This window comes from Halorubellus litoreus (assembly GCF_037081675.1).
Lineage (GTDB): Archaea > Halobacteriota > Halobacteria > Halobacteriales > Natrialbaceae > Halorubellus > Halorubellus litoreus.
Map to the genome: position 1 here is coordinate 812065 of NZ_JAZAQL010000001.1, position 18103 is coordinate 830167.

At 69.1% G+C, this 18103-nt stretch carries 14 protein-coding genes; 12 read left to right on the forward strand and 2 right to left on the reverse strand.

All coding sequences use genetic code 11. The annotated features are described in order from the left end of the window. Positions 1-28: 28 nt before the first annotated feature. Both VYJ16_RS04160 and VYJ16_RS04165 read left to right on the forward strand, forming a co-directional pair. Positions 29-1465 carry a PAS domain-containing sensor histidine kinase gene (locus VYJ16_RS04160; RefSeq protein ID WP_336349045.1) on the forward strand — a complete coding sequence of 479 codons (1437 nt, stop codon included), beginning with the start codon at positions 29-31 and terminating at the stop codon, positions 1463-1465. A gap of 72 nt (positions 1466-1537) precedes the next feature. After that, the gene (locus VYJ16_RS04165) at positions 1538-2302 is read left to right on the forward strand and encodes an SOS response-associated peptidase (RefSeq protein WP_336349046.1); all 765 of its coding nucleotides are present in this window, start codon (positions 1538-1540) and stop codon (positions 2300-2302) included. Between the two features lie 48 nt (positions 2303-2350). Here the strand turns inward: VYJ16_RS04165 and VYJ16_RS04170 are convergent, their stop codons facing one another. Further along, positions 2351-4297 (reverse strand): alkaline phosphatase D family protein, encoded by a 1947-nt coding sequence (locus VYJ16_RS04170; RefSeq protein WP_336349047.1) that lies wholly within the window; start codon positions 4295-4297, stop codon positions 2351-2353. Positions 4298-4724: 427 nt separating this feature from the next. Here VYJ16_RS04170 and thsB point away from each other — a divergent pair, with 427 nt between their 5' ends. From thsB to VYJ16_RS04185, 3 genes are all read left to right on the forward strand, one after another. Beyond that, a complete protein-coding gene (gene thsB / locus VYJ16_RS04175; protein WP_379761787.1) occupies positions 4725-6392 on the forward strand; it encodes a thermosome subunit beta in 1668 nt (555 codons plus the stop codon). A 229-nt stretch (positions 6393-6621) separates the two neighbouring features. Next, entirely contained in the window at positions 6622-7035 is a 414-nt protein-coding gene (locus tag VYJ16_RS04180) for a hypothetical protein (protein ID WP_336349048.1), read from the forward strand. Continuing rightward, positions 7032-7967 carry a hypothetical protein gene (locus tag VYJ16_RS04185; protein ID WP_336349049.1) on the forward strand — a complete coding sequence of 312 codons (936 nt, stop codon included), beginning with the start codon at positions 7032-7034 and terminating at the stop codon, positions 7965-7967. The genes VYJ16_RS04180 and VYJ16_RS04185 overlap by 4 nt, the downstream gene beginning before the upstream one ends. Before the next feature lie 160 nt (positions 7968-8127). Here the strand turns inward: VYJ16_RS04185 and lrp are convergent, their stop codons facing one another. After that, positions 8128-8589, reverse strand: coding sequence for an HTH-type transcriptional regulator Lrp (lrp, locus tag VYJ16_RS04190; RefSeq protein WP_336349050.1), 462 nt, complete (start codon positions 8587-8589; stop codon positions 8128-8130). Positions 8590-8714: 125 nt separating this feature from the next. Between lrp and glnA the strand changes: the two genes are divergently transcribed. From glnA to VYJ16_RS04225, 7 genes are all read left to right on the forward strand, one after another. Further along, the gene (gene glnA / locus VYJ16_RS04195; protein ID WP_336349051.1) at positions 8715-10067 is read left to right on the forward strand and encodes a type I glutamate--ammonia ligase; all 1353 of its coding nucleotides are present in this window, start codon (positions 8715-8717) and stop codon (positions 10065-10067) included. A gap of 151 nt (positions 10068-10218) precedes the next feature. Next, on the forward strand, positions 10219-10554 hold the full coding sequence (locus VYJ16_RS04200) for a hypothetical protein (protein WP_336349052.1): 336 nt from the start codon (positions 10219-10221) through the stop codon (positions 10552-10554). A 51-nt stretch (positions 10555-10605) separates the two neighbouring features. Continuing rightward, complete coding sequence (gene mutL / locus VYJ16_RS04205) at positions 10606-12900, forward strand: DNA mismatch repair endonuclease MutL (RefSeq protein WP_336349053.1); 2295 nt, start codon at positions 10606-10608, stop codon at positions 12898-12900. A gap of 3 nt (positions 12901-12903) precedes the next feature. Beyond that, positions 12904-13941 (forward strand): RNA 3'-terminal phosphate cyclase, encoded by a 1038-nt coding sequence (gene rtcA / locus VYJ16_RS04210; protein ID WP_336349054.1) that lies wholly within the window; start codon positions 12904-12906, stop codon positions 13939-13941. A gap of 142 nt (positions 13942-14083) precedes the next feature. Further along, positions 14084-15046 carry a bifunctional 2-dehydro-3-deoxygluconokinase/2-dehydro-3-deoxygalactonokinase gene (gene kdgK1, locus VYJ16_RS04215; protein WP_336349055.1) on the forward strand — a complete coding sequence of 321 codons (963 nt, stop codon included), beginning with the start codon at positions 14084-14086 and terminating at the stop codon, positions 15044-15046. A 276-nt stretch (positions 15047-15322) separates the two neighbouring features. Next, complete coding sequence (locus tag VYJ16_RS04220) at positions 15323-16534, forward strand: hypothetical protein (protein WP_336349056.1); 1212 nt, start codon at positions 15323-15325, stop codon at positions 16532-16534. 147 nt (positions 16535-16681) lie between these two features. Further along, positions 16682-18094 carry a dihydrolipoyl dehydrogenase family protein gene (locus VYJ16_RS04225; RefSeq protein WP_336349057.1) on the forward strand — a complete coding sequence of 471 codons (1413 nt, stop codon included), beginning with the start codon at positions 16682-16684 and terminating at the stop codon, positions 18092-18094. Positions 18095-18103 lie beyond the last annotated feature (9 nt).

Consider the following 18103-nt stretch of genomic DNA (forward strand, 5'->3'; position numbering starts at 1 on the left):
TTTTACGTCGTAGGTCGAGGTACGTGTCGTGTTCCGCGAGTTCGCGTCGGACGATGGAGCGACCGGTGGCGCGAGCGTCTGCGCCGTCGGCGTGGACGTCTCCGGGCTCCTTCCCGCGTTCGACGTGAACGCGGTCGCGGACGTGGACGCGGTGGTGACGGCGGCCGCGGTCGGCGTCGTCGACTGCGTCGTCGTCGGCTCGGACCCGCCGACAGCGTCCCTGGCGGGGTTCGTCGACGCGGTCGACGAGGTCGCCGACCGCGTGCCGGTGGTCGTCGTCACGCACGGTGGCGATGGCGCGGTCGCGGACGCGCTCGCCGCTGGCGCCGACGAGGTCGTGGACGTCACGCGCGCCGACGCGGGTGACGTGCTCGCGCATCGCGTGCATCGTGCGGTCGAGTACGCGGGGTCGCGGCGCGCGCTCGGGAAGGCCGAGGAGTTCTTCGAGCAGGCACTGGACTCGATGATGGACGCGTTCTACGTGTTCGACGAGACGGGGCGGTGTCGGTACTGGAATTCGGCGCTCGCGGACGTCACGGGGCTGTCGGACGCGGAACTCGAGGGGCGGCCGGCGCCGGACTTCGTGGTGAACGCGGACCGGGAGCGCATCGCGCGCGCCATCGCGGTCATCCTGGAGACGGGAGCGGCGACGGTCGAGGTGGACCTGGAGACCGCGGCCGGTGACGCCGCACCCTACGAGTTGACGGGCACGCGACTCACGGACGCCGACGGGGACGTCATCGGGTTCTGTGGCGTCGGGCGGGACGTCTCCGGTCGCGAGCGCCGGGAGCGCGAGCTCCGCCGGCAGGCCGAACAGTTGTCGGTCCTGAATCGCGTGCTCCGGCACGACATCCGGACGACCGCGAACATCGTCGCGGGGTACGCGGAGACGCTCCCGGATCACCTCTCGGCGGTCGACGAGATCGTCGAAGCGGCGCACGACCTGGTGGCGCTCGGGGAGCGCGCTCGCGAGCTGGAGCGCGCGTTCGAGACGGACGTGACGAAGAAACCGTTCGACCTCGGCGCGCACCTCCGGCGGACGGTCGACGGGCTCGAGGAGACGTACGATGCGGCGTTCTCGCTGTTCGCGCCGGACGCGTTGTGGGTGTCGGTGAGCGACCGCATCCCGTTCGTGTTCGAGAACGTGATGGAGAACGCGGCCGAGCACAACGAGGGCGACACGCAGCGCGTCGACGTCGTCGCGCGCGAGGAGCACCCCGGGGACGGCGGCCCGTGGGCGGTCGTGGAGGTGCACGACGACGGCCCGGGCATCCCGAAGCACGAGCGCGAGGTGTTCGACGCGACCGCGGAGACGCCACTGAGTCACAGCGACGGCCTCGGGCTCTGGCTCGTGAACTGGCTCGTCGAGGACGAGGGCGGGACGGTCGCGGTCGACACCGGCGCCGAGGGGACGACCGTCGTCGTTCGATTACCGCTCGCGGACGAGGACGACCGCGGTGCGTGAGGGCTCCGGGAGGGCGGTCCAGCGACCGTCGCCGACGGTGCGCATAAGCGCTCGCCGTTCCTACGCCGAGGTATGTGTGGTCGATACACGCTGACGGTCGAGGCCGGGGACCTCGCGGAGCGCTTCGGCGTGCACGTCCCGGAACGCTACGAGCCGCGGTACAACGCGGCGCCGCGACAGTCCCTCCCCGTCGTCCGGACGGGCGTCGACGTCGACGACGAGCACGCATCCGGCGACTCTCCGGACGCGGCGGTGCCGGAGGATGCTGGTCGCGAGCTCGCGTTCGCCGAGTGGGGGCTGGTGCCGTCGTGGGTCGACGAGCCCGACGACGCGAATCGCCCCATCAACGCGCGGTCGGAGACGGTTCGCGAGAAGCGCTCGTTCCGCGACGCGTTCGCGCGCCAGCGGTGTCTCGTGCCCGCGGACGGGTTCTACGAGTGGACCGAGCGCGGCGGCGGGAAGCAACCGTATCGCGTCACGCTCGACGACGAGTCCGTGTTCGCGATGGCCGGCCTCTACGAGGTCTGGGAGGGCGAGGTCGCGCAGTCCAGTCTCGCCGCGTTCGGCGCCGACGGCGACGACGACGACCGACGCCGGCGCGTCGAGTCGTTCACGGTTCTGACGACGGACCCGAACGACGTCGTCGCGGACCTCCATCACCGGATGGCGGTCGTCCTCGACCGCGAGGACGAGGCGACGTGGCTCCGCGGCGACCCCGACGAGGCTGCGTCGCTGCTCGACCCGTACCGTGGCGGGATGCGCGCGTACCCGGTGTCGACTGCGGTGAACGACCCAGGTAACGAGTCCCCCGGGTTGCTCGACCCGGTCGACGTCTGAGCGCGGCGACTCGCCGCCGGCTACTCGCGCCGGTGGCGTCGCAGTCGGTCACTCGCGCCGTTGGAGTCGCGGTCGGCCGTCGGGGACGACGTACTCGGCGAGCGTCCGTCGGTCGGCGTCGGCGCTGTTCTCGTCGATGTCGACGCCGTACGCGGTGTAGCGCGCCTCGTCGCGCGTGAACTCGACGACCGCGTACCCGTGCTCGTGCCAGTCGACGAACTCCAGGTGCGGGTTCTCCTCGAGCGCGAGGTCGTCGACGTCGCGCTCGTCGAGCCACGCGGGATACGTGAGGACGTCCGCGGCGTTCACGCTGGAGACCGCCGGTGCGAGGAGTTCGACGCCGACGCGTGGTCCGCGGTCGCCGCGACCGAACTCGCCGTAGTGCGCGTGCTGGATGCCCGCCATCGCGCAGTGCAGGTCGCCCGTGAGCGTCACGAAGTTCCGCGGGCCGCGTCGCCGGAGGTGCCGCATGAGCTGGTGGCGTTCGTGCTGGAAGCCGTCCCAGGCGTCGTGCAGGAACTCCACCTGATTCCAGCCCGTTCCCTGCGTGAGCGGCATCGTCAGCACCTCGTTCAACCACACGGTCCAGCGCGCGTCGCTTTTCGCGGTCCACGTCTTCCACCAGCGCTTCTGGTCGGTGCCGAGCATCGTCCGCCCGCGCTCGTCCTCGCTGAAGCACGTCACGACCTCGCCGTCGGGGCACGGCGGGCCGTTCCTGAACAGGCGCTCGTCGGTGACCGCGAGGTCGACGAGGTCGCCGAACTGGACGCGCCGCCAGAGCTGGAGTTGGTTCTGGAGGTGCTCGGCTTCGGGGTCGTAGTCGACACGCATCGGCATGTGCTCGACCCACGCCTGGATGCCGTTCGCCGTGAGCTGTATCGCGAACTCGGGGTCGCGCCCCCTGCGTTTCTCGGGGAGAACGGGGGCGTCGGCGGCGTAGTCCCAGTAGCGGTTGTTCCCGATCTCGTGGTCGTCCCAGCCCGCGACGAGCGTGTGCCGTTCGAGCGCTTCCTGGAGGAACCGGTCGCGCTTGTACCGGTTGTAGAGGTACCGGAAGTCGTCGAGGGACTCCGCGAGCGGCTTGCCGCTCGGCAGCGAGAGTCGCCTGTCCTCGGGGACGCGCCGGCCGGGCGTGGTGTACTGGCCGTTCGCGGATTCGTAGATGAAGTCACCGAGATGCAGGAGGAAGTCGACGTCCTCCTCGGCGACGTGATGGAACGCGCCGTAGTAGCCGTTCTGGTAGTCCTGACACGAGACGACGGCGACGCGCAGCGAGTCGGGGCTCGCGTCCGGTTCCGGGAGCGTCCGCAACCGGCCGGTGCGGGTCGCCGTGCCGTCGTACACGAACCGGTAGTGGTAGAACGAGTCCGCGTCGAGTTCGCCGTCGAGGTCGACCTGGACGACGTGGTCGTGGCGCGCCGAGAACCGAGCGTCGGGCACGATGGTGGAGACGACGATATCCGAGAAGTCGGGGTCGGTCGCGACCTGGCAGACGAGCATGCCGTTGTGTGCGGCGGCCGACGGGGAGAGGCGCGTCCAGACGATGGCGCCGGACGACGTCGGGCCGCCACTCATCACTGACTGCGGGAACACCGCGTCGGGGTCCGCGTCCGCGTTCACGTCGACGACGGTCGGGTCGCGAGCGTCGAGGTCGGCCGCGGCGACCGGCTGGACGATGTCGCGGTCGCCGAGGATTGCCAAGAGCCCACCGCCGACGGTCGCGGCGGCGACCGACCGGAGGAACCGACGGCGACCACCATCACCAGTGGTCGACCCGCCCACACCACCAGTGGTCGACCCGCCCACACCACCCTCGGACTCGCAGGGCACCGACTCATCGGTCCTGGTCACCGATCCATCTGTCCCGGTCTCCGACTCATCTGTCTGTGCCGCTCCGTTCGTCGTCTCCCGGGTCGTCGTTTCCTGGTTCCTCGGCTCCGTGTTCGTCGGTTCCGCGGTGGGTTCCTCGTCGCCGCTGCCAGAACCTCGGTCCATCGCGACACAGGTAGCATGCCAGCGAGATAGTTATCGACCGGTTTGTCCGCGCGTGGTCGTCGACAAGGGCCGACTGTCCACTGGAAAGCCGACCGTAGCGGGAGACGGCACCGCGGGCCCGCTTCCGATGGTGTCCCGGACGCGAAGCCCTGTCAGGTGGTCGTTACACGCGCGACGGTCGGCGCCCGCGCGATGGTCGGTGTTCGAGGGCTGGTTGCCGGTCGTCTCGACGCCCGAAGATAGTACTTAAAGGACGGCCCTTTGCCGAGGAACACGCGTTGCGGAGCTTGGTAACACACGTCACACAACCACCGTAGTCGCGCCACTGTACTGCGTTTTCGCCGAAGGCCCACAGCCAGCCAGAATAGCTGACAATTTGCGTATGTTCAACCTTTATTACGAATCACAATCATAGATGCGAGTGACTATGAGTCAGCGAATGGCCCAAGGCCAGCCCATGATCGTAATGTCGGACGAATCCCAGCGCGTCAAGGACAAGGACGCGCAGGAGTACAACATCTCCGCGGCTCGCGCCGTCGCGGAGGCCGTCCGCTCCACACTCGGCCCGAAAGGGATGGACAAGATGCTCGTCGACTCGATGGGCGACGTCACCATCACGAACGACGGCGTCACCATCCTCAAGGAGATGGACATCGACAACCCGACGGCCGAGATGATCATCGAGGTCGCCGAGACCCAGGAGGACGAGGCCGGTGACGGCACCACGACCGCCGTCGCGGTTGCGGGCGAACTCCTCAAGAACGCGCAGGACCTCCTCGAGCAGGACATCCACCCGACGGCCATCATCAAGGGCTTCCACCTCGCGAGCCAGCAGGCCCGCGAGGAGGTCGACGACATCGCCGAGCACGTCGAACCCGACGACGAGGCACTCCTCCAGAAGGTCGCCGAGACCTCGATGACCGGCAAGGGCGCCGAGCTCGACAAGGAGCACCTCGGCCAGCTCATCGTCGAGGCCATCCAGCAGGTCGCCGTCGACACCGAGGGCGACGAGACTCTCGTCGACATGGACTTCCTGAAGATCGAGACGCAGACGGGTCGCTCCGCGAGCGAGAGCGACCTCCTGAAGGGCGCGGTCATCGACAAGGACCCCGTTCACGACGACATGCCCAAGAGCGTCGGTGACGCGGACGTCCTCCTCCTCAACGAGGCCGTCGAGGTCGAGGAGGCGAACGTCGACACCGAGGTCAACGTCACGGACCCGAGCCAGCTCCAGCAGTTCATCGAGCAGGAGGAAGCCCAGCTCAAGCAGAAGGTCGAGCAGATCATCGACACGGGCGCGGACGTCGTCTTCTGCCAGAAGGGCATCGACGACATGGCCCAGCACTACCTCGCGAAGGAAGGCATCCTCGCCGTCCGTCGCGTGAAGAAGTCCGACATGGAGTTCCTCTCCGAGATCGTCGACGGTGCGGTCGTCAGCGACCTCGACGACGTCGACCCGGCCGACATCGGGCACGCCGACGTCGACCGCGACGACGCCGACGACATGTTCTACGTCACGGGCGACGAGAACGCACACGGCGTGACGCTCCTCCTCCGCGGCTCCACGGAGCACGTCGTCGACGAACTCGAGCGCGGCGTCACCGACGCGCTCGACGTCGTCGCGTCGACCGTCCGCGACGGCCGCGTCGTCGCCGGCGGTGGCGCAATCGAGGTCGAGGTCGCGAACCGCCTCCGCGATTACGCCGACTCCGTCGAGGGCCGCGAGCAGCTCGCCGTGGAAGCGTTCGCGGACGCGCTCGAACTCATCCCGCGCGTCCTCGCCGAGAACGCCGGTCTCGACAGCATCGACACGCTCGTCGAGCTCCGCGCAGCACACGAGAACGGCCAGCACCGCGCCGGCCTGAACGTCTTCAGCGGCGACGTCGAGGACACGTTCGAGTCCGGCGTCGTCGAGCCCGCGCACGCGAAGGAGCAGGCGCTGACGTCTGCCACCGAGGCCGCGAACCTCGTCCTCAAAATCGACGACATCATCTCCGCCGGCGACCTGTCGACGGACAAGGGCGACGACGAAGGCGGCGCTGGCGGCGGCATGGGCGGCATGGGCGGCATGGGTGGCATGGGCGGCGCGATGTAAGCGAGGCAGGCAAACGCGAACCCATCGGGTGAGCGGCAAACTGCCTCGTTGTCGAGCGGGCGTAGCCCGCGAGACGAGACCAGGGCACATTCGCCGCACAGCCCCCATCGACCCGGCCGGAGCCGCACTGACTCAGAACACGCGGATTCCTTCTTTCGCGCACCGTACTCGACAGCCGCGGCTGCGTCGAGCGAGTAGCCTTTTGTAGCATCCGTGTCGATTCCGTGGTATGGCAACGCGACGAGGGGTGTTGGCCGCGCTCGGCGCGAGCGCGCTCGGTGGCTGTGCGGCGTTCCCTCGCGACCGCGCGGCACCGACGACGAACCTCGCGACCGGACCGCAGATGCACGTCGACGTCTCGTACGACACGGCAGGGGGGACGCTCCGGTGCGTGGTCGACATGGGAACACCGTTGACGCCGTCGAACACTGTGCGATTGGTAGTGAGCGGCGAAGGGGGTTCGGACGTGGTATGGGTCGCCCGAGACGGGACGGCGGAACGGTCGTTCCCGGTCGAGCCCGGTGACGTTCTCGAAGTCGAGTGGAGCGCCCCGGACGCCTACGTCTGGTGGGTCGGACCTGGCGGGGGAATGAAGAATGTATTCGGCGAACTCGACGCCGAGGCGACGAGTGACGACGCATGAACTGGCGGTGGCTCGTCGACGCGGACGTCCGCTGGCGGACGCTCGTCGCGGCGTACGTCGGCGTCCTCCTCGTCACCGGGAGCGTCGTCGGGTACGTCCGCATCGCTGACGTCCACGGACCGCCCGCCGAGCACCGCATCTCGCCGGACGCCCAGCCCGGTGAGATGATCGCGACCGCGAACGAGGCGTTCCAGCACGTCGACCATCGCGTCGTCACACGCGTCTCCGCGGTGAACGGGAGCGAAAGACGCCCCGTCTTCGCGTACGAGTACCGCTACGATTACACGGACCGCCAGTTCTTCGCGCAACGCGTCTGGACGGGGTCGTACGCGAAACGATGGGAGCGGTCGTACACCCCGTACTGGTTCCCACTCGCCGTCCTGCCTGGGAAGTACTACGTCACAGACGGCCGCGTCGAGATTGGCGCCAATCATCCGGAAGGAGGCTCGCTCGGTTCCCGCGAGTTCGAAAACCCGAGGCCGCCGTTCCGCAGAGGTGCGTTCTCGGCGTCGTCGCCCGATAACGTGTGGGAGTTCGCATACGGCGGGAACGTCTTCCTCGAGGGTGCGAGCGAGGCGGACTGGTCGGTCGTCAGCGAGAACGCGTCGACGGTCGTCCTCGGTATCGACGCCCACGAGGAGTACTACGAGACGCGACAGATGTTCTACGCACGCGACGTCCACGAGGGGAGTTCCATCCGCGTCGTCGTCGACAAGGAGTCGGGGCGCGTGACGCGGATGGTCGAGCATCGCGTCGCGACGTACGAGGTCACCGTCGAGCGCGCCGACGGCGAGTACGAGGACGTCGAACGAACACGGCACTACGTCGTCGTCACCGAGTTCAGCGAGTACGGGACGGTCGACGTCGAACGACCCGAGGGTGTCGGGTCACCGACGCTCAAGGAACTCTGGCGGGACTTCTTCTACTACTGACCCCGCGAACGGACCGAACGACGACACACCGACCTCGCGGTCGCCGTCTGCTCGTGGGGCGATTCCAACGAGAAACGCCGGCTCGGGGCCGGCGTCTGCTCGTGCGAGCAACCACCCCAGAAACGTCACCCTGGCGGGTGCCGTACGCTCGTGCGGGCGGTTACTCTTCTTCGATGTCGAGCGTGAACTGTTCGTTCTCGTTGACGGTGTTGAGGACGACGCTCGTGTTCGACTCGTTGATGTCGGGGTCGGTGAGGAGTTCCTTGATCTGGGCGTTCATGCCGTCGGTGTCGGTGAACTTCCCGATGGCGACGACGTCGTAGTCGCCGGTGACCTCGTAGACCGAGGTCATCTGCTTGTGGCCCTTCAGGCGCTCCGTGATGTCCGGGAGCGCGCTCCCCTCGACCTTGAGTTGGATGAACGCGGTGACGTCGTACCCGAGTTCGTCGTAGTCGACGATGGGCGTGTACCCGCGGATGACGCCCTGGTCTTCGAGGTCGCTGAGGTGGTTCGAGACCGTGGTCACCGAGACGTCGAGGTCCTCGGCGAGCGATCGGAGGCTCGCGCGGCCATCGCCGAGAAGTGCATTCACTAGCTTCGCGTCGAGATTTTCGTAGGTCATTACCCCAACGTGCGCCCCGGAGGGTTTAGAACTTTACGAACGTACAATCGGTGCGAGTTGGGCGAAAGTTTGCTTACAGCACTAAGGTTTTTGTACTGGAAGTAGTTTGTCGAAGCGAGCATAAGATGACAAGCGGCAACCTCTCCGAGAAGGAGGAAGCGGTGCTGGAGACCATCGACGAAGAGAACATCGACTTCCTGCGTCTGCAGTTCACGGACATCCTGGGGACCGTCAAGAACGTGTCCGTCCCGGCACGCCAAGCGGAGAAGGCGTTCACGGAGGGCATCTACTTCGACGGGTCCTCGATCAACGGCTTCGTCCGCATTCAGGAGTCCGACATGCGTCTGGACCCCGACCCGGAGACGTTCGCCGTGCTGCCGTGGCGCTCCAAGGAGGACGGTGGCGCCGCGCGCCTCATCTGCGACGTCATCGACACGTCCACGGGCGAGCCGTTCTCGGGCGACCCGCGCGGCGTCCTGAAGCACGCGATCGAGCGCGCGGACGACCTCGGGTACACGGTGAACGCCGCGCCGGAGCCGGAGTTCTTCCTGTTCGAGGAGGACGAGGAGGGACGTGCGACGACGAAGACGAACGACGCCGGCGGGTACTTCGACCTCGCACCGAAGGACCTCGCGCAGGACGTCCGTCGGGACATCATCTTCGGCCTCGAATCCATGGGGTTCGAGATCGAGGCGAGCCACCACGAGGTCGCGCAGGGCCAGCACGAGATCAACTTCACGTACGACGACGCGCTGTCCACGGCTGACAACGTCGCGACGTTCCGGTCCGTCGTCCGCGCCATCGCGGCCGAGCACGACCTGCACGCGACGTTCATGCCGAAGCCGATCGCGCGCATCAACGGCAGCGGGATGCACACGCACTTCTCGCTGTTCCAGGACGGCGAGAACGCGTTCCACGACGACGACGACGAGTTCAACCTGAGCGAGACCGCCAAGCAGTTCACGGCGGGTATCCTCGAGCACGCACCCGCGATCGCGGCGGTCGCGAACCCGACCGTGAACTCCTACAAGCGCCTGGTGCCGGGCTACGAGGCGCCGGTGTACGTGGCGTGGTCCGACCGGAACCGCTCCGCGCTCATCCGGAAGCCGGCGGCGCGCGTCCCCGCCGCATCGCGTATCGAGGCGCGCTTCCCCGACCCGTCGTGTAACCCGTACCTCGCGTTCGCGGCGCTCATCCACGCCGGTCTCGACGGTATCGAGCAGGGCATGGAGTGCGACGACCCGGTCCGCGAGAACATCTACGAGTTCGACGAGGCCAAGCGCGAGGAGTACGGGATCGACACGCTCCCGACGAACCTCGGCGAGGCGCTCGACGCGCTCGAAGCGGACGAAGTCGTCCAGGATGCGCTCGGCGAGCACGTCACGGAGAAGTTCCTGGAGGCGAAGCGCTCGGAGTTCAACGATTACCGCGTCTCCGTCTCCGAGTGGGAGAAGGACCGCTACCTCGAGACGTTCTGAGGCGACTCGCGGTCACGGTTCGCTTTTTTCGCGTCGACGACGACCGGTTAGAGGAGCGTGCTCGCGAGTGCGGCCAGCGGTGCGAGGACGGGGAATCGCCGACGGCACGTCGTTCGTCAACGTTTAGCACGCTGAGCGGCTAGCGTGACGTATGGACACGGAGGCGACGTTCAGGGTCGAACGGGACGGTGAACGGGTCGTGCTCGTTCCGCGGTTCTGGCCGAGCGACCTCGACGCCGAGGCGCGCAGCGCCTACGACGGCCTGCGGACGCTGCACGTCGTCGAGGACGGCGCCATCTCGATGCCGGCGGAGTACCTGCCGGGCGTCGAACCAGGGAGTACGGTGGCGCTTTCTTCGGTCTGGGCGGCGCGCACCGAACGCCTGGGTGCGCTCGGCGCCGGCCCGTTCCCGGCTGGCGCTATCGACGGCGCACTGGCGGACCGCGACCGCATCGCTCGCACGCTCCTCGACGACCACGGTCGGTAACCAGGCCGGCCGACCGTCACGCGTTTGACGCCGCCGCCCGTCGACCCGGACATGACAGGGACGGACATCCGCGAGCTCGACGCGAGGACCGTCGAGCGCATCGCGGCCGGGGAGGTCGTCGAGCGCCCGGCGTCGGTCGTGAAGGAGCTCGTCGAGAACGCGCTGGACGCTGGGGCGTCTCGCGTCGCGGTCGCCGTCGAGGACGGCGGGACCGGCGGGGTGACGGTGCGCGACGACGGCCACGGGATGACGGAGGTGGACGTCCGCGCGTCGGTCCGCGAGCACACGACGAGCAAGATACGGGACGTCGACGACCTCGAGGCGGGCGTGTCGACGCTGGGGTTCCGCGGCGAGGCCCTCCACACCATCGGCGCGGTGTCGCGGATGACCATCCGGACGCGGCCGCACGACGCCGAGACGGGGACGGAACTCGTGTACGCGGGCGGCGAGGTCGAGTCCGTGAGCGAGGTCGGGTGTCCGGCGGGGACGACGATCGACGTCGAGGACCTCTTCTACAACACGCCGGCTCGCGAGAAGTACCTGAAGACGACGCCGACGGAGTTCGCGCACGTGAACCGCGTGGTTCGGTCGTACGCGCTCGCGAACCCGGACGTCGCGGTGTCGCTCGAGCACGACGGCCGCGAGGTGTTCGCGACGCCCGGCCGCGGCGACCGGCTGGCGACCGTGATGGCGGTGTACGGTCGGGAGGTCGCGGAGGCGATGCACGCGGTCGACGACGTCGACGTCCCGGAGGGGCCGCTCGACGACGTCCACGGGCTCGTGTCGGACCCGGAGACGAACCGGAGCGCGCGCGAGTACGTCTCGGTGTTCGTGAACGGGCGCGCGGTCTCGGCGAGCGCGGTCCGCGAGGCGGTCATCGAGGCGTACGGCGGGCAACTTGACGCCGACCGGTACCCGTTCACCGCGCTCTTCCTCGACGTGCCCGCGGGCGACGTGGACGTGAACGTGCACCCGCGGAAGATGGAGGTCCGGTTCGCGGACGAGGCGGCGATGAAGCGACAGGTGCGCGCGGCGGTCGAGGAGACCTTGCTGGACGCTGGCCTCGTCCGCTCCTCGGCGCCGCGCGGCCGCTCGAAGCGACCGGAGGCGGCGGTCGAACCGACGACCGCGAGCGACCTCGACGACGACGGCGACGCCGGCGGCGTCGACGACGCTGACGTGCTCGACGCCGAGAGCGCCCGCGATTCGGTCGACCGCGACGACACGGACGCTGGCGACGACACGGATACCGGCGGCGACACGACCGCTCGCGACGACCCGGAGGACGGCGACGATAGCGACGAGGGCGAGCGTGTCGGGGTCGCACCCGACGCGTCGACGCCGGTGGACGACGAGACGACGCGGGACCGGTCGGCGCGCGACGCGAGTGCGGAGGCTGCGAGCGCCCCGTCGTCGACGGCGGACGCGACCGCGACCGGGTCGACGCGGTCCGAGTCGTCGAGTTCGACCGCCGGGCCGGCCGGTGGCTCTACGCGGTCGAGCGAGCGCGTCGACGCCGAGTCCTCGTCGCCGAGCGAGAGCGAATCCTCGTCGCCGGCCGCGGGCGAGCATCGCACGAGCAGTCGGGAGCGAATCGGACGCGCCGAGGGACCCGACGGTGGCGACGACGGGCGGTTCGGTGGCGCGGCCGAGCAGCGGACGTTGACGGGCGAGGCGGCGACGCCCGAGGGCGAGTACGACCGGTTGCCGTCGATGCGCGTCCTCGGCCAGTACCGCGACACGTACCTGGTCGCCGAAACGGAGGACGGGCTCGTGCTCGTCGACCAGCACGCGGCGGACGAGCGCGTGAACTACGAGCGGTTGCGGGCGGCGTTCGAGGCGGACGCGACCGCGCAAGCGCTCGCCGAACCCGTGACCCTGGAGTTGACCGCGGGCGAGGCCGAGGCGTTCCCCGCGTACCGCGAGGCGCTCGCAACGCTCGGGTTCCACGCGGAACGAACCGACGGCGCGACCGACGAGAGCGGGTCGGCCGGCGCGCGCGAGGTGACGGTGACGACGGTGCCCGCGGTGTTCGACGAGACGCTCGACCCGGGGGACGTCCGCGACGTCCTCTCCGGGTTCGTCGCGAGCGACGACGACGGCGCCGCGACCGTGGACGCGCTCGCGGACGCGTTCGTCGCCGACCTCGCGTGCTATCCCTCCGTCACCGCGAACACGAGCCTCACCGAGGGGTCGGTCGTCGAACTGCTCGAGGCGCTCGACGACTGCGAGAACCCGTTCGCGTGCCCGCACGGCCGGCCGACGGTCGTTCGGTTCGACCACGACGAGGTCGAGGACCGCTTCGAGCGCGACTACCCCGGGCACGGCGGCCGCCGGGAGCTCTGACCGATGACGGTCGAGATAGACGGGAGCGCGGGCGGCGGGCAGATTCTGCGGTCCGCGCTCTCGCTCGCGGCCATCACGGGCGAGGCCGTCACCGTCGAGGACGTCCGCGGTGACCGCCCGAACCCGGGATTGAAGCACCAGCATCTCGCGTGCGTGGAGGCGGCCGCCGACGTGTGCGACGCCGACGTCGACGGCGCCGAACTCGGGAGCGACACGGTCGCGTTCGACCCCGGCGACCCAACGGGCGGCGAGGTATCGGTGGACGTCGAGACCGCGGGCGCGGCGACGCTCGTGTTCGAGACCGTCCTGCCACTCGGCGTCGTCGTCGACGACCCCATCGAGCTGTCGGTGACCGGCGGCACGGACGTCGCGTGGTCGCCGACCGTCGACTACTACCGGCACGTCCGCCTGCCCCTCGCCGCGCACGCCGGCTGGGAGGCGACCGTCGACGTCCCCCGGCGCGGGTTCTACCCCGAAGGAGGAGGCGAGGCGACGCTGCACGTGGCGCCGAGCGACCGCGAGCGCGTCGCGTTCGACGACCGCGGCGCGTTCCGAGGGGCGCGCGTCGAAGCGGTGGCGTCCAGCGACCTCGCGGACGCCGACGTCGCCGACCGGCTCGTCGCCGCCGCGGTCGACGACCTCGAGACGGCGAACGTCGACGTGAACGCGTCGACCGCCCGAACCGTCACCGCGCCGAGTACCGGCGCGAGCGTGCTCGTCGTCCTCGACTACGAGACGACGACCGCCGGCTTCAGCGCGCTCGGCGAACCCGGAACGCCGGCCGAGGTCGTCGGCGAGCGAGCCGCCGCGGACGCCATCGCGTTCCGCGAGCAAGCGCGAACGAGCCCGGACGCAGGTGGGCCTCCCCGACCGCCCGTCGTGGACGCGTACGCCGCGGACCAGCTCGTGCTCGCGCTCGCGCTCGCCGACGGTCGCGTCCGGCCCGCGACCGTCACCGACCACGTGCGGACGAACTGCGCGGTCGCTCGCGAGTTCGGCTACGACGTCCACGTCGAGGACGGCGTCCTCGTCGGCGACTGACCCGACGCGGAACGGTTGGTGGGTTCGCCCCAGCCCGCTCGCCGCTGTCGGCCAGTGGAACGCTTGCGTCGCGGGGGAGACTTATACCGGTGCCTTCCATTGGTAGGGACATGACTGGCGTACGCTCCCCTGGGGTGGTTCGATGAGCGACGACCTCGTGACGTTCGGCGAGACGATGCTCCGGCTCTCGCCACCGAACGACGAACGACTGGAGACCGCTCGCGAGTTCGAGGTGCGCGCCGCCGGCGCGGAATCGAACACCGCGATCGCGGCGGAACGCCTCGGCGCGGTGACGACGTGGATGTCGAAGCTCCCGAACACCGCCCTCGGGCATCGCGTCGACGGCGGCCTCCGACAGTACGGCATCAACACGGACGTCGTGTGGACGGACGACGACGACGTCCGCCAGGGCACGTACTACCTGGAGTCCGCGGGCCGCCCGCGCGGGTCGAACGTCGTGTACGACCGCGAGGACGCCGCGGTGACGACGGCGACGCCCGAGGAACTGGACGTGGACCGCATCCGGAACGCGCAGGCGTTCTACACGACCGGTATCACGCCCGCGCTCAGCCCGCAGTTGCGGGAGACCGCGGCGACCTTGCTGGACGCCGCCCAGCAGGCGGGGACGATGACGGCGTTCGACGTGAACTACCGCTCGAAGCTCTGGTCGCCCGAGGAGGCCAGGAAGACGGTGACGCAGTTCTTCCAGGTCGTGGACGTCCTCATCATCGCGCTGAAGGACGCGAAGGCCATCCTGAACTACGAGGGCGACGCGACCCAGCTCGCGCATCACCTCGCGAGCGAGTTCGACTTCAAGACGGTCGTCGTGACCCGGGGCGACCAGGGCGCGCTCGCGTGGAACGACAACGTCATCCACGAGCAACCGGCGTTCGAGACGGATACCGTGGACGCCGTCGGGACCGGTGACGCGTTCGCTGGCGCGTTCCTCGCACAGCGCCTGTCTGGCGCCGACATCCAGAAGGCGCTGAAGTACGCGGCCGCGACCGCCGCCCTCAAGCGGACGATACCGGGCGACGTCGCGACCGTCACGAAACCCGAGGTCGACGCGGTCGTGAACGAAGGGAACGCCGACATCTCCCGGTAGTCGCCTTCCTCCAGGGATGTCGCAGGGTCGGCCTGTCGAAGGGCGGGCCCGGGGCTGAGTCGGTCGGTCGAAGGGTCGACCCGACGCGGGTTCGGCTGGTCGCGGGTCGACTGGGGTCTGGAGTCGGTGGGCTAGCGAGCAAGTTGCCTGTGGTCGTGTTCGAGAGCGCGTGAACCGATAGCGAGTTTGTTACTGTTTCACGCCCGTATCCCGTGATTTCCAATTCACTTAGGACGTATGGATATTGCGGGTACCCGGAATATCCACGAACTGCGTATGAAAGCAAAGTCGACGCTACTGGCCGCGCTCGTCGTCGTCGCTACGATAGCGACGCCCGCGGCCGCGGCGCTGACGACGAGCAGCACAGACGCGACGAACACGGCGGACGCGAAGGCCTACGCCGGGACGCACGTCTCCTACGACGTCCAGGGCGACGCGGTCGTGAACTACACCGTCGACGGCGAGACGATGGTCGACTCGGTGGCGGTCGAATCCGAGTCCGACTACGAGGAGCGGACCGACGCGAGCGGGAGCGTCGGCCTCGGGACCGTCGTCGAACTCGACGGCCTCGGCCTCGAGATGGGTGCGTCCTCGAAGACGGAAGCGACCGTTCGGACCGAGGGCGCAGCCGAAATCGTGACGCACGACAACGCGGACGGGACGTTCGTCGTGAAGAGCGGTGACGGCGGCCAGTACGTCCACGCGAACGTCGGCGCCGACGCCGACGCCGAAGCGACGGCCGACGATCGCGTCGTCGTCGAGACCGACGACGGGAACACGAGCACGTTCATCGTCGTCGGCGACGGGAACGTCACCGTCAACGAGGAAGGGAACGTCACCGCGAACCTCGGCTCCGACGCCCAGCTCGTCTTCCGTTCGTCCGGCGAGGAACGGAGCGAGGACGACAAGCAGGTCGAGCGCATGATCGCGAACGGTACCGCGACCGCCGAGGTGTACGTGATGGAGGAAGGCGGCGAGACCGTCGAGGACACCGTCACGTACGGCGAGGGGACGACCGTCGAGACCAGTGCCGAGGCCGAGCACACGGTCAACGTGACGGTCGAGCGCTCGAAGAGCCAGGGGAAGGTCGTCGTGACGCACGTCTCCGAGGCCGCGGTCGGCGCGACGGACTCGCTCGACGTGACCGTCGACGGCGACGCCGCGGCGAAGGCCGAGAGCTACAGCGCGCTCCGTGCGGCCGCGAACGGCGGTGACGAGGCGAAGTACCGCGTCGTCCAGGACGCGAGCGCGCAGGCCGAGGGCCAGGCGACGGTCCTCGTCGCGTTCGACCACTTCTCGGAGCGCTCCGCGTCCATCTCGGGGTCGGAGACGACGAACGACGACGGCAGCGATAGCGACGACGGGAGCGACGGCGACGACGGCACCGATGACGGCGACGCCGGGAGCGGGATGCCCGGGTTCGGCGTGACGGCCGCGCTCGGCGCGCTCGTCGCGGCGAGCTTCGTCGCACTCCGCGTCCGCGAGTAACCACCACGTCTCGATAGCGAGTCGACGCCGCGTCGTTCGCAGTCACCCGCGCGATTTCTCGAGGACGTTCGGTACACGGCAGGCGATTCTCCACGTTCGGCACACGGCAGGCGAACGCCTATCACGCTCGCTGCCCGAGTGCCCGCCATGACACACGTCGCTATCGTGGGCGCGTACGGGAGTGCGGGCGCCGCCGTCGCCGGCGCGCTCGCGGACGAACCAGGGGTGGAGTTGACGCTCGTCGACGACGGCGAACCCGGCGGTGGGCTCTGCATCCTCCGCGGCTGCATGCCGTCGAAGGAGGTCATCTCCGCGGGCGCACACCGGTTCCAGGCGCGCCACGACCACCGACTCGAGGGCGACCTCCCCGACGTGGACCTGGACGCGGTCGTCGACACGAAGGACGACCACGTCCTCGGGTTCGCCGAACACCGCCGCGGCGCGATCCACGACCTCGCCGAGCGCGACGACGTGACGTTCCACCACGAGACCGCGCGGTTCGTCGACGACCGCGTCCTCGAAGTCGCCGACGAACGGATCGAACCTGACTACGTCGTCGTCGCCACGGGCTCCGCGCTGAACGTCCCCGACCTTCCCGGCATGGACGACGTCGACTACATGGGGAGCAGGGACGTCCTCGACGCGCGCTCGCTCCCGGATTCGGGGATCGTCATGGGGTTCGGGTACGTCGGCCTCGAGATGGTGCCGTATATCGTCGAAGCCGGCGGCACCGACCTCACGGTCATCGAGCACGACGCGCGCCCGCTCGACGAGGCCGACCCGGCGTTCGGCGACGACCTCCTCGAGGTCTACGAGGACGAGTGGGACGTCGATATCCGCCAGCACACGTACGAGGACCGCGTCGAACCGACCGAGGACGGCGGCGTCCGCCTCCACGTCTCCGACGAGAACGGCGACCCGGACGTCGTCGAGGCCGAGGAGCTGTTCCTGTTCACGGGCCGCCGCCCGAACGTCGACGGCCTCGGCCTCGAACACACGCGTCTCGACCCCGGCCGCGACTGGGTGCGGGACACGATGCAGGCCACCGACGACGACCGCGTGTTCGTCGTCGGCGACGTCAACGGGAAGGAACCCATCCTCCACGTCGCGAAAGAACAGGGATTCCAGGCGGCCGAGAACCTCCTCGCGCACGCTCGCGGCGACCACGACGCCATCGAACCGTACGAGAACGTCCACCATCACGTCGTCTTCTCCGCACTCGGCGTGTATCCCTACGCGCGAGTCGGGCACTCCGAGGCGAGCGCCGAGGAAGCCGACCGCGACGTCGTCCACGTCACGCGGGAGGCGAGCGACGACGGCGTGTTCAAGACGAAGGACGTCCCCGAGGGTCGCGCGAGCCTCGTCGTCGACGCCGACGACGGCACCGTTCTCGGCTACCAGGGCCTGCACTATCACGCCGACGTCATGGCGAAGACGATGCAGCTCGCCGTCGAGATGGGGCTGGACGTCCGCGAGATACCGGACCGCGCGTACCACCCGACGACGCCCGAGATACTCGACGGCCTCGTCCGGGACGCGAGCGACGCCGTCGGCGAATGACGGGGGCTG